13 protein-coding genes are annotated in these 12,581 nt (G+C 41.3%); 7 read left to right on the top strand and 6 right to left on the bottom strand.

Features of this window, described 5'->3' with window-relative positions:
- The first annotated feature begins 66 nt into the window (after nucleotides 1-66).
- From H4075_RS02525 to H4075_RS02555, 7 genes are all read left to right on the top strand, one after another.
- Nucleotides 67-1,095, top strand: coding sequence for a rod shape-determining protein (locus H4075_RS02525; RefSeq protein ID WP_182803849.1), 1,029 nt, complete (start codon nucleotides 67-69; stop codon nucleotides 1,093-1,095).
- A 44-nt stretch (nucleotides 1,096-1,139) separates the two neighbouring features.
- Entirely contained in the window at nucleotides 1,140-1,988 is an 849-nt protein-coding gene (gene mreC / locus H4075_RS02530) for a rod shape-determining protein MreC (RefSeq protein ID WP_182803851.1), read from the top strand.
- Entirely contained in the window at nucleotides 1,985-2,515 is a 531-nt protein-coding gene (locus H4075_RS02535; protein ID WP_182803853.1) for a rod shape-determining protein MreD, read from the top strand. Before mreC ends, H4075_RS02535 begins: the two co-directional genes overlap by 4 nt.
- Before the next feature lie 32 nt (nucleotides 2,516-2,547).
- Nucleotides 2,548-4,641 carry a penicillin-binding protein 2 gene (gene mrdA / locus H4075_RS02540; protein WP_182803855.1) on the top strand — a complete coding sequence of 698 codons (2,094 nt, stop codon included), beginning with the start codon at nucleotides 2,548-2,550 and terminating at the stop codon, nucleotides 4,639-4,641.
- A complete protein-coding gene (gene rodA, locus H4075_RS02545; RefSeq protein ID WP_182803856.1) occupies nucleotides 4,641-5,984 on the top strand; it encodes a rod shape-determining protein RodA in 1,344 nt (447 codons plus the stop codon). Before mrdA ends, rodA begins: the two co-directional genes overlap by 1 nt.
- 54 nt (nucleotides 5,985-6,038) lie before the next feature.
- Nucleotides 6,039-6,332, top strand: a complete 294-nt coding sequence (locus H4075_RS02550; protein WP_182803858.1) for a hypothetical protein — start codon at nucleotides 6,039-6,041, stop codon at nucleotides 6,330-6,332.
- A 78-nt stretch (nucleotides 6,333-6,410) separates the two neighbouring features.
- Nucleotides 6,411-7,154 carry an MBL fold metallo-hydrolase gene (locus H4075_RS02555; RefSeq protein ID WP_182803860.1) on the top strand — a complete coding sequence of 248 codons (744 nt, stop codon included), beginning with the start codon at nucleotides 6,411-6,413 and terminating at the stop codon, nucleotides 7,152-7,154.
- Nucleotides 7,155-7,423: 269 nt separating this feature from the next.
- On the opposite strand, the gene H4075_RS02560 is transcribed toward H4075_RS02555, so the two are convergent.
- From H4075_RS02560 to rfbA, 6 genes are all read right to left on the bottom strand, one after another.
- Complete coding sequence (locus H4075_RS02560; protein ID WP_182803862.1) at nucleotides 7,424-7,849, bottom strand: hypothetical protein; 426 nt, start codon at nucleotides 7,847-7,849, stop codon at nucleotides 7,424-7,426.
- Nucleotides 7,850-7,869: 20 nt separating this feature from the next.
- Nucleotides 7,870-8,640: a hypothetical protein gene (locus H4075_RS02565; RefSeq protein ID WP_182803864.1), complete on the bottom strand. Its 771-nt coding sequence runs from the start codon at nucleotides 8,638-8,640 to the stop codon at nucleotides 7,870-7,872.
- A 36-nt stretch (nucleotides 8,641-8,676) separates the two neighbouring features.
- Nucleotides 8,677-9,225, bottom strand: a complete 549-nt coding sequence (locus tag H4075_RS02570) for an RNA polymerase sigma factor (protein WP_182803866.1) — start codon at nucleotides 9,223-9,225, stop codon at nucleotides 8,677-8,679.
- A 187-nt stretch (nucleotides 9,226-9,412) separates the two neighbouring features.
- A complete protein-coding gene (locus tag H4075_RS02575) occupies nucleotides 9,413-10,372 on the bottom strand; it encodes a transketolase family protein (protein WP_182803868.1) in 960 nt (319 codons plus the stop codon).
- A 179-nt stretch (nucleotides 10,373-10,551) separates the two neighbouring features.
- Nucleotides 10,552-11,607, bottom strand: a complete 1,056-nt coding sequence (galE, locus tag H4075_RS02580) for a UDP-glucose 4-epimerase GalE (protein WP_182803870.1) — start codon at nucleotides 11,605-11,607, stop codon at nucleotides 10,552-10,554.
- A 22-nt stretch (nucleotides 11,608-11,629) separates the two neighbouring features.
- Complete coding sequence (gene rfbA, locus H4075_RS02585) at nucleotides 11,630-12,493, bottom strand: glucose-1-phosphate thymidylyltransferase RfbA (RefSeq protein ID WP_182803871.1); 864 nt, start codon at nucleotides 12,491-12,493, stop codon at nucleotides 11,630-11,632.
- Between the last annotated feature and the right edge of the window lie 88 nt (nucleotides 12,494-12,581).

Below are 12,581 nucleotides of genomic sequence, written 5' to 3' on the forward strand. Positions count from 1 at the left end.
GCGTTGTTATTCCAAATTTTTCTCTCAAATTTGCAACCATCGGAATTATAATTTCCAGTAACCAATATGGGACTCTTCAACTTTTTTATTCAGGAAATAGCAATGGACCTGGGTACAGCTAATACCCTCATTATACATAACGATGAAATTGTGGTGAATGAACCATCCATCGTAGCACTCGACCGGAACAACCCTAAGAACGTGTTAGCCGTGGGTAAGAAGGCATTGATGATGCATGAAAAAACCCATGAAAGCATTCGCACGGTTCGCCCATTGAAAGACGGTGTAATCGCCGATTTCAATGCGGCTGAGTTAATGATCCGTGAGCTCATAAAATTAGTATTGACCAAAAAACCATTGTTCGCTCCAAAATGGCGGATGATGATCTGCATACCTTCCAGCATTACAGAAGTAGAAAAAAGAGCGGTGCGTGACAGTGCTGAACAAGCCGGTGCACAGGAAGTATATCTTTTGCATGAACCAATGGCAGCTGCCCTTGGTATTGGTATTGATGTGGAAGAACCCGTTGGTAATATGATCGTTGATATAGGTGGTGGTACTACCGGTATTACGGTGATTGCTCTTGCAGGTATTGTTTGCGACCAAAGTATCCGTATCGCCGGTGATGAATTTACTGCCGATATTATGGAAGCTCTCCGCCGCTATCACAGTTTACTCATTGGCGAACGCACAGCCGAGCAGATCAAAATACAGATTGGTGCTGCTATGAAAGAACTGGATAGCCCGCCCGACGATATTCCGGTGAACGGTCGTGACCTAGTAACAGGTATTCCTAAACAGATCATGGTTAGCTACCAGGAAATTGCTGAAGCACTGGACAAAAGCATTTTCAAAATTGAAGAAGCGATCCTGAAAGCATTAGAGATGACTCCTCCTGAGTTGGCCGCTGATATTTACCGTCGTGGTATTTATATCACTGGTGGTGGCGCCTTGCTCCGTGGCCTGGACAAACGTCTGAATCAAAAAATCAAATTACCTGTTCATATTGCTGATGATCCGCTGAAGAGTGTGGTAAGAGGCACAGGTATTGCACTTAAAAATTACAATCGCTATCCGTTTGTGATGCGCAACTGACTGGGACATCGATGAACGGAAGAACCAATTAAAACCCACCTTTCGTGCGGAATCTTTTTGCTTTTATCAGGCGTTTTTCGGTTTTATTGTTTTTCCTGCTTTTACAGGTGGTGAGTATGTCCCTGCTGTTCAGGTATAATAAATTTCACCAGGCCGCTTATATGGATACTGCCGGAGAAATAACCGGAAGTATTGAAAAACAGTACAGCAAAGTGAGCGGCTACTTCAGTCTTAAAAAAGAAAACGAAGCACTGCGTAAACGACTGGCTGAAGTACAAAACAAACTTGCAGAAAATTTTCAAAGCCCTGATACTACGCAACGTGTTGTTACAGATTCAATTCCTGTAGATACCACAGGTGTTTTACGTAAGTATCTTTATATGGAAGCCGCAGTGGTAAATAATTCAGTAGCTCAACCCAATAACTATTTCACCATTCATCGTGGCAGTAAACAAGGCGTGCAACCGGGTATGGTTGTGATCACTGCCAGCGGTGTTGCAGGTGTGGTGCTGGATGTAACAGAAAATTTTGCAACAGCCATGAGCATGCTCAACAAGCAAAGCCGTATCAGTGCAAGGTTAAAGAAAACAGGAGAGAGTGGGCGCATAGAATGGGATGGCAAAGATCCGAGAATTGTACAGCTGCGTGATATACCAAAAAGTGTAAAGCTTGCAAAAGGCGATACTGTTATCACAAGTCAGTACTCTGATTTCCCTTCCGGCATTATGATCGGTGTTATTGAAAAGGTGTTGCTTGAAAAAAGCACCAACAATTATTTTTTGCAGGTACGCCCTTCAAATGACTTCAGCAGTTTACAGAATGTATTTGTGGTAGCTAATCTGCAACGTGCCGAGCAACTTGAACTGGAAAAACGCATCAAGCAAAAGAAATGAGCAATCTCTTACGAAATATCATCCGTTTGATCTTATTCACCTTGGTGCAGGTATTTGTATTTAACCAGGTGCCGCCTCTGCATCAATACATCACACCTTATATTTATTTTCTTTTTATTCTTTGGTTGCCGTTTAATATCAGCCGTGGCACTTTGTTATTGGTGTCATTCATTTGTGGTATCTGTCTCGATTTTTTTACAAAAACACCCGGCTTACATGCTGCTGCCTGTGTATTGATCGGTTACCTGCGGCCGTTCCTTATTAATTTATTAGTGCCGCAACAAGGTGTTGAGTTCAACTACCGTGAACCTTCTGTTGCCAGCCTTGGATTTACACAGTACATTACTTATGTAACCGCACTTACGTTGTTTCATCATGGTTGGTTATTTACGATCCAGGCCTTTCAATTTGGCAACATCTTATATCTTTTATTAAAAACTTTGGGCTCTACCGTAGTAAGTTTGTTGTTGATAACAGTAATTGAAATTATCTTTATACGAAAGCAGAAGTTTTTAACCAATACCTGATGCGCAAATTTTGAAAAACCTTATAACAGGCCATGGCCGAATTTAATCAATCACGACAAACCACCATCCGTATTATTATAGCAATTGTGTTTGCCATCATTCTTGTACGATTGATGACATTGCAACTGTTTACTTCCAAATATTCAAAACTGGCGAACGACCAGGCCATCCTCCGCAAAATTGTTTACCCAAGCCGTGGAATTATTTTCGATCGTAAAGGCAAAGCGATCCTCGATAACACAACCATGTACGATCTGATGGTTACACCATCGCAATTGAAAGGAGTTGATACAATTATACTTTGCCGCATTCTGGGTATTGATACAGCAGAGTTTAAAGAAAGGGTAGTAACAGCTATTATCAAGAACTCACGCAACAGGCCATCCGTATTTGAACCATTGCTTTCTCCTGAAAAATATGCAAGGATAAATGAGAATTTATTCCGCTTTCAACCGGCTTTCTTTTTACAGGAACGACCCATTCGTACCTACCCTTACAGAGCTGCCGCTCATATTCTTGGTTATGTAGGTGAAGTTGATTCGCCGATGTTGAAACGCTCGAACTTCTTTTACCAGATGGGTGATTTTGCCGGGCGCAGTGGCCTGGAAAGTTATTATGAAAAAATATTGATGGGTAAACGTGGGATCCAGTACATCCTGCGTGATAATTTTAACCGGCCTATTGGTAAATATGAGAACGGTGAATTTGATACAATATCAGTTGCAGGCCGCCATCTCAATACTTATATTGATGTGGAAGTGCAGCAGCTGGCAGAAAAATTAATGAATGATAAAGTGGGAAGCGTGGTTGCCATTGAACCGAAGACGGGTGGCATTATCGCCATGACATCAGGTCCAACTTATGATCCCAATGAATTAACAGGTTCTGAATCGAGAAAGAATTTCAGCCGTTTGTTTTTAGATCCTGCATCGCCATTACTTAATCGTGGTATGCAAGGTGTGTATCCTCCCGGCTCAACCTTTAAACCATTAGGAGCATTGGTGGCATTGGATGAAGGATTGATCACACCTGAATTTGGTTATTCCTGTTTTGGCCGTTATGGTCCTTGCGGCAGGCCGGCCTGTACACATACTAATGCAGGACATGCTGCCAACCTCAGTTTATCTATTGCCAACTCCTGCAACTCGTATTATGCACATGTGTTACGCATGGCACTTGATAATAAGAAGTACGGCAATATTGAAGGTGGGTTGATGAAGTGGAAAGAATATATGTCGGGTTTTGGTTTGGGGCATCGTTTGGGTATCGATCTTCCCGGGGAGTATGCAGGCTATATTCCCGATACTGCACGATACAATAAAGTATTTCGCAAAGGAGGATGGAGCAGTTGCACCATTGCATCGCTTGGTATCGGACAAGGGGAAATTCAAGCCACTCCAATGCAAATGGCTAATGCCATGTGTTTAATTGCAAACAGAGGTTGGTATTACACGCCTCACTTTGTAAAGAATATTGATGGAGAAACAGCAGAAGATACATTGCTGAATAAGTATCGTCAGAAAATTTCACCGCTTCATATCCCTAATGATTATTACCAGGCAGTAATTGACGGGATGGAAATGGTGGTAACAAATGGTACTGCACGAAATGCTGCTATTGAAGGTTACTCTGTGTGTGCGAAAACAGGTACAGTAGAAAACTATTTCAGAGGAAAGAAACAACAGAACCATTCTTTCTTTGTAGCCTTTGCACCAAAAGATAATCCACAGATCGCTATTTGCGTGGTGGTGGAAAATGCAGGTTTTGGTTCAACATGGGCAGCACCTATTGCATCATTACTGATGGAGAAATTCCTGACCGATTCTATTGCGGGTGATAAACGCAAAGCTGAGATCGAACGCATCAGCAACGTTGTTATTACACCGGCGAAGATCAGGTATGAATTGTTTAGAAGAGATTCGATCAAACAGTTGAGAGATTCTGCACAACGTGTAAAAGAAAGACGCATGCGGATTGATTCAACTGCAATTGGTCAATTAAAACATCTGCCGACGATGCCAAACAAACAACCGGCAAAAGATCAAGAACAGCAACATAGGTTAATGGCTATTATACCAACCCATAAATTACAATCACTTAAAGAAGCAAAGCAACGTAACAGCTGATGGAAAAACAGGCAAGCATAGGAAAGGGAGTTGATGCTACAACAGTATTGTTGTATTATGCCTTAGTGCTGGTAGGTTTTATTGCTATTTTTTCAGTTGAGTTTCGAATGGGTGATTCGTTTGTTCAGTCATTACTGGAATTAAAGAAAAACTATTCACGTCAGGTGTTGTTCATTGGCATCAGTTCATTGGTGGGTGTATTTATTTTATTAACTGATAGTAAGTTCTTTACCACTATTGCCAATCTTTTGTACATGGCCGGTATCTTACTGATGCTGTTAACGTTTGTGATCGGTAAAGATATCAGTGGTTCAAAATCATGGATCGCATTAGGTGGTGGATTTAATCTGCAACCTGCTGAATTATGTAAAGTGTTTACTGCATTGGCATTGGCAAAATATTTAAGCAGGCAGGAAACGGAATTCAATAACCTCCGGTCGCATCTCATTGCATTTGCATTAACGTTGGGCCCGGCATTATTATCCATTGCACAAAAAGAAACCGGTCTTGCATTGGTTTATTTCTCTTTCTTTTTGGTGATGTACAGAGAGGGGTTACCAGCCATGTATCTGATCGTAGGTTTTTCCTTCGTGGTATTGTTTATCTCCTCAATTGTATTATCGTTTTTGGTTTATGCAATTGCGTTGGGCATTATTGCATTGATCATCATTTATTATTTCTGGCGGCAGTTTAAACGCAACCTGTTTTTATTGCTCGCCATGATCATCATTTATCTTGTGCTGCTGGGCTTTCATATGTTTGTGAACATCGTTGTGTTTGATAAGATCATGAAACCTTACCAGGCTGCACGTGTGTTAAATATGTTTGGTAAGAGTTATATTCCCAGGTCACCTGAACGAATTGCACAATTTGAAAAGGAACAGGCGAGTGGAAAAAAACGGGATTATACCTATAACGTAAAGCAATCGAAGATCGCAATTGGTTCCGGTGGATTAGCTGGTAAAGGATTTTTGAAAGGAGTTACCACGCAAGGCGATTTTGTTCCGGAACAACACACCGATTTTATTTTTACCGCCATTGCTGAAAGTTTTGGTTTTTGGGGAAGTGCTTTGCTGCTGGGTTTGTATTTCTTTATGCTTTATCGCATCATCACACTTGCTGAACGACAACGAAGTACATTCTCAAGGGTGTATTGTTACAGCGTGGCGGCTATTCTTCTCTTTCATGTAATGATCAATATCAGCATGACAATTGGTTTAATGCCCGTAATCGGGATTACACTACCTTTACTAAGCTATGGTGGATCTTCACTTGTTACATTCACCATTCTGATCTTTATTATGCTGCGCCTTGATGCCGACCGTAGTATGGTGCTTCGATAATCAGATCAACGTTTGTCTGCTGTTCTCTTATTAATCATGTTAAATCGATCGTGTATGAAAAAATATCTCTGCACATTTTACCTCCCCGATTTACTGGAAGATGATTTTTGGGCAATCATACCAAGCCATCGGCAACATATCAATGATTTAATGCGTGAAGAAGTGATCATCACTTATTCCGTAAATGGATTACGAACCAAAGGCTGGGTGGTATTGAATGCTGACTCTGAAATGGAAGCGGCAGCAATGATCGATAAATTTCCAATCCGTAAGTTTATCACTTATGAGCTTGATGAACTCTTCATATTTGATACAATGATCGGTGCTCCAAAACTGGTGATGAATTGATTAAACTTCCTGCCTGTATCTTTGCAACTTCTTAATTGAATCCAGGCAACAGCAGTTGCAGTTAAATAATACAGGCACATGAGAATAATTCCACTTTCAGAAGGTAGTTTTACAGTAGATGGTTCCAAGAAATTTGTTCCTTTCGATCCTGAGAAAGATAATATAAAAGATCGCCCCGCAGGTAGTTTGTTGGTTGAAGTGCAACCATTTGTTGTGATCACCGAAAAAGATATTTTGTTACTTGATACAGGGCTCGGCTTTACAATGCCTGACGGCACATTACAGATACATCATAACCTTATGCAGGCAGGTATCAATCCAATGGAAGTAACAAAGGTATTGATGAGTCATTTGCACAGAGATCATGCCGGTGGTGTGAGTAAAGAAGATGCTGTATTGCAACAACGGTTTATCAGTTTCCCAAACGCAACGTACATTGTAAATAAGCAAGAGCTTGAAATTGCTGTAAGCAAATTATCAAAGTCGTATGCAATTGATGATGTAAGTATATTGCCCGAATCAGATCACTTGCAGCTTGTTGAAAGCTCAGGTGTTATTGATGATTATATTCATTACGAATGGACAGGTGGACATAGTCCATGGCACCAGGCATTCTGGATAAAAGAAAACAACGAAACCGTTTTCTTTGGTGGCGATGTAGCGCCGCAGTTGTTCCAGATGAAAACAAAGTTTGTAACCAAATATGATTTCGATGGAAAGCTTGCTGCTGATCTGCGTGTGAAGTGGTGGGCGCAGGGACAGAAAGAAAACTGGAAGTTTTTATTCTATCATGATCTGAAAACACCTGTCTTTAGTTTTTAATGAAGACTGTTTTATTGAAGTAAGACGGCATCTCTTCTACATATATTATTTTCTTTAAAGTCAGCATAAAACGGTTTTTTTTCACTGAATTGCTGTTTGCAAAACTCTTGATGAGTAACGTATTATTGTATCTATTGAATTGCTGAAATGCAGTGCTGTAGCGGGTTTCAGGGCAAAAAAATAGGCCAACCCTGAAAAGAGTCGGCCGTTGCTAACCTATGAAAAACACCTATTCGCAAATTTATAACATAAGAACCAAAAATTCCAAATTAATTTCTCTTTTGACGTTGCAACATTGGCTTATTTGGGCGGTTCTTTAACTGATTCAATAATACTCCACGAAACTCACGTTCAGCCTGAAAGAATTTATTCATTCTGGGCTGTCCTATTACACCAACAAAACGATCACGATACTTTTTTCTTACATCTAATATCCTTTGTTCATCATCCACCACATCTTTGTTTGGATTGTTTCGCTGTGTAAGCATAACCTGGTTTACATCACGTTTATACTCATTGTAAACCGGCCAGAAACGTTGCGCTTCATCAGAAGTTAAATTGAGCTTACGACTGATAAATGCAATTTCAAGTGCTTTAATCTTTTCATGATCCTTGGGGTCAGGTTGATCCTGTGCATATACATAACCTGTAAGGTTGAATGCAAGAACCAACATCATTGTCATTATCTTTTTCATGATACTATCCTCCGGTGTTTTTAGTTTATTTGTGTGTTAGTAGTGGTAGTTGTTTTTTCAAGTTCTTTCATGAATGATTCAAGAAACTCTTCATCCATATAATCCGTTTCCTCGGGTAACTTGCTGTGGTCTATTGATTCATTGATCTTGTCAACATCTTTTGAATCGGCTGTTAGTTGCAGGTAACTTACAATTGCATCATCACTTAATGCTGCCAATTCATTATTGAATTGCTTTTGTGTTTTGATTGGATCAACATGTGCCATATCAAATGGCGTACTGTCCAATGATTGTTTCATCATCATATTAATTCCAAAGGCAATCATTGTGAACACAACAGCTGCTGCTGCATAACGGATGATCAATTTGCGACTGAAGATGGAAACAACTTTTGTTTCTTCTTTCACCTGTGTGGTTACAGTATCAGCAAGTGAAGCGAAATAGCCAGCAGGTACTTCATATACATTGGTTTTACTGATGCCAGCCAATAACGGCGATAATGCGGCCAACTCATCTGTTGCTGTTCGTTGCGGCTGTGCTTTTATCTTATCAAGAATATTCTCCGAAAGGCTATCAAAATAACCGGCAGGTACATCTTGCGGCATTTGCTTACCAGCCACCTGCAACAGGGAGTTTTCTTCCTGGCCACCGGCTGCTATTCTTGCCATGATCACCGAGCTGAGTGTGTCGAAATAAACCTCCGGCACCTGGTAAGGTACCATGGGGTTGATCTGGGCCACAACCGCACTGATCAGCTCCAATTCATTCACTATGTCTTTATTTCTTGTCATTTTCTGTTTCTATAGATGTTTTTAAGTGCTCTTCGTTTAACGGTTGAGGATAAAATCCTCTATTTTTTTTACTGCATGATGGTAACTGGCTTTCAGTGCACCTTCGCTGGTTTCAAGCACCCGGCTCATTTCCTCGTAAGGCATCTCATCGTAATACCGGAGAGCGAACACAGCCCGTTGTTTTTCAGGGAGTTGCTGGATGGCCAGTTGTAATTTCCACTCCAGTCGATTGGCATCAAAATGCTTATCAGCTTTTATGGTATTGCTGAGCCCTGCTTCCACCTGGTCCATTGAAACAGCGGTGCGTTTTTTCCGCTGTTCCAGGAAAGTGAGACTTTCGTTGGTGGCAATGCGGTAAAGCCAGGTATAAAGCTGTGCATCTTCCCTGAAATTTTCCAGCCCATTCCATACCTTGATGAACATGTTCTGCAGCACATCGTTGGCGTCTTCATGCTCCACCACCATGCGGCGGATATGCCAGTAAAGCTTTTCCTGGTATTTTTTGATGATACGGGTGAAAGCCCGCTCTTTTGTGGCAGGTTCGTGGAATTGCAGCAGTAATTCCTTGTCGTCTGGTTGCGTCATTATTGAATAGAGGTTTTCTGGTTTGGATTTTTCTGAACCGGTATAAAGTTAGAAAAAGCCACGGGTAAGATGGCTTTTGAAGTGAAAAGTTTAATGCGGCGAAACAAGATATTAAAAGGGAATAGGTGCTAAATAATAAAACCCCATCATCACTGACAGGGTTTCTTATCTTAAGCAAGTAGTTCTCTTATTTTCTGCTCATCACTTTTTCAGCAGCAGCAACAATATCGGCAACGTCCAAACCATACTTCTTCAACAGATCAACCGGTTTACCACTTTCGCCGAAAGTATCTTTTGTGCCGATCATTTCAATAGGAATAGGGAAGTTCTTTGCAGCAACCTGTGCAATACTATCGCCCAAACCACCAATGATGTTATGCTCTTCAGCAGTAACAGCGCATTTTGTTTTTTTGATGGAAGCCAATACTGCTTCTTCATCCAAAGGTTTGATCGTATGAATGTTGATCACTTCAACAGAGATACCTTTTTCCTGTAACTGCAAACCGGCTTGTATGGCATACCAAACCATATGACCACAGGCAAAGATGCTAACATCAGTACCATCGCTGAATTTTTGTGCTTTACCAATCACAAAATCTCCTTCAGCTGCTGTAAAGATGGGCCATACCGGGCGACCAAAACGCAGGTAAACAGGTCCGTGATAATCTGCCACTGCCATGGTTGCCTGTTTGGTTTGATTGTAATCGCAGGGAACGATCACCGTCATGCCCGGCAACATCTTCATCAAACCAATATCTTCTAAGATCTGGTGTGTTGCACCATCTTCACCCAGTGTTAAACCGGCATGTGATGCACAGATCTTTACATTCTTATCACTATACGCAACTGATTGACGGATCTGATCGTACACACGACCGGTGCTGAAGTTGGCAAATGTTGTTGTGAAAGGAATTTTACCGCCAATGGTTAAACCTGCTGCAATACCGATCATGTTTGCTTCGGCAATACCCACTTGTATAAAACGCTCCGGAAATTCTTTAATAAATGCCTGGAGTTTTAATGAACCGGCGAGATCGGCTGTTAATGCTACTACATTTTCGTTCTTGCGTGCTGCTTCTAAAATACCATCGCCAAAACCGCTACGGGTATCTTTATTACCGCTTACCTGGATATCCTGTAATGCCATTTGCAGAAGTTTAAAATACTTGAATTGAGATTTAAGAAAGAAGACAGCAACCGTGGCTGGCATCTGAATTTCGCTGCAAAGAAAAGGGAAAGTTTTGAGTTGAAGTAAAACAAAAAATCGCAGAACGAACGTAAGTCGATCTGCGATTTTTGTTGCAGCAACAAGCTGCATTTATTGCATTAATTCAGGATGCTGTTTTGGCTTCCATAGAGGCTCTCGTCTTTTTTAAGTTTCAGTTCCCAGTCCCAGGCCGTCTGCATCATCTGTTCCAGGTTAAATTCCGGTTCCCAGCCAAGCAAGGTCTTCGCTTTATCGTTATTGGCATAAGTAGCTACCACATCACCTGGGCGGCGGGGACCAATTTTATAATTCAGTTTTTGTCCGCTTACTTTTTCAAACATATTGATAGCTTCCAGTACAGTTACGCCGTTACCAGTACCAAGGTTGAACACTTCACAACGTGAAAGATTCCGTTGCTCAACGAGATAGTCAATTGCCAGTGTATGCGCATGTGCCAGATCGCATACATGAATAAAATCACGAACACAGGAGCCATCTCTTGTTGGATAATCGTTTCCAAAAACGGTCATTTGCGGGAGTTTACCGATTGCTGTTTGTGTGATGGCTGGCACCAGGTTCTGCGGTTTGCCCAAGGGTAATTCACCAATAATGCAACTTGGGTGCGCACCAACGGGATTGAAATAACGTAACAGGATCGCATTCGTTGAAAAACTTTTTACCGATTCGCTTACGATCTGTTCTCCCATTTGCTTGGTGTAACCATAAGGACTTTCAGCAGGCTTGGGTGGCGTTTCCTCAGTTACAGGCACGACATCAGGATTGCCATATACGGTGCAGGAAGAAGAAAATACAAAATGCGGTATCTGGAACTCCTGCACGCATTTCAATAAATTGATGAGGGAAAGCAGGTTGTTTTCAAAATACATTAATGGCCGTTCAACACTTTCACCCACTGCTTTGTAAGCAGCAAAATGAATAACGCCGGTGATGTCGGGGTTTTCCTGCAACACCGCATAAGTTTCATCGTAGTTACAGAGATCAACTTTATAGCTCTTTACTTTTTTGCCCAGGATTGTTTCGGCACCTTCAAGCAGTTTTGTGTTGGAGCGTGAGTTATTATCAACACAAACAACATCGTATCCGTTTTCAACGAGATCAACAATGGTGTGTGAACCAATATAACCGCATCCGCCTGTAACTAAGATCTTTTTCATAAATATGTATCGCTGTATTGTTTTATTGTTTGATGAGATTCATGATGTACTGTCCGTATCCACTTTTCAACAAAGGCTTTGCCAGTTCCTGCAATTGCTCCGTTTTAATAAATCCTTTTCGCCATGCAATTTCTTCGATGCAGGCGATCTTAATTCCCTGCCTTTGTTCAATCACCTGTACAAACTGTGAGGCCTGCATCAATGAATCGAACGTACCGGTATCTAACCAGGCTGTGCCACGGTCGAGTATTGACACTTTCAATTTACCAAGTTTCAGGTATTCTTTGTTCACATCGGTAATTTCATATTCACCACGTGGGCTCGGTTTCAATTCCTTTGCGATCCTCACAACATCATTATCATAGAAATATAAACCGGGAACTGCGTAATTGCTTTTTGGATGTTCGGGCTTTTCTTCAATGCTTAAGGCATTCATGTTCTCATCAAAATCAACCACACCATAACGTTCAGGATCGCTCACATGATAGGCATAAATGATACCCCCATCAGGATCGGTATTGTTGGCGAGTAATTTACCCAAACCGGCACCATAGAAAATATTATCACCAAGTACAAGGGCTACTTTGTCGTTCCCGATAAATTCTTCACCTATTACAAATGCCTGTGCAAGTCCGTTAGGAACTGCCTGCTCAGCATAGGAAAATTCAACACCTAAATTCTTTCCATCGCCTAACAACCGTTTGAAATTTGGCAGGTCTTGTGGGGTTGATATAATTAAGATTTCACGGATTCCCGCCATCATCAATACAGATAATGGATAATAGATCATGGGTTTATCATAGATCGGCATGATCTGCTTACTGATTGCAAACGTGATAGGATGCAATCTGGTACCAGACCCGCCCGCAAGAATAATTCCTTTCATGTGTTCACTTTTATTGTTTTTAGCCACATCGTATTCGCCAACGAACCTCTCAGTGTATACATTTATTGAGCCGCAAAGATGCAACTAC

It is taken from the genome of Lacibacter sediminis (assembly GCF_014168535.1).
Taxonomy (GTDB): Bacteria; Bacteroidota; Bacteroidia; order Chitinophagales; family Chitinophagaceae; genus Lacibacter; species Lacibacter sediminis.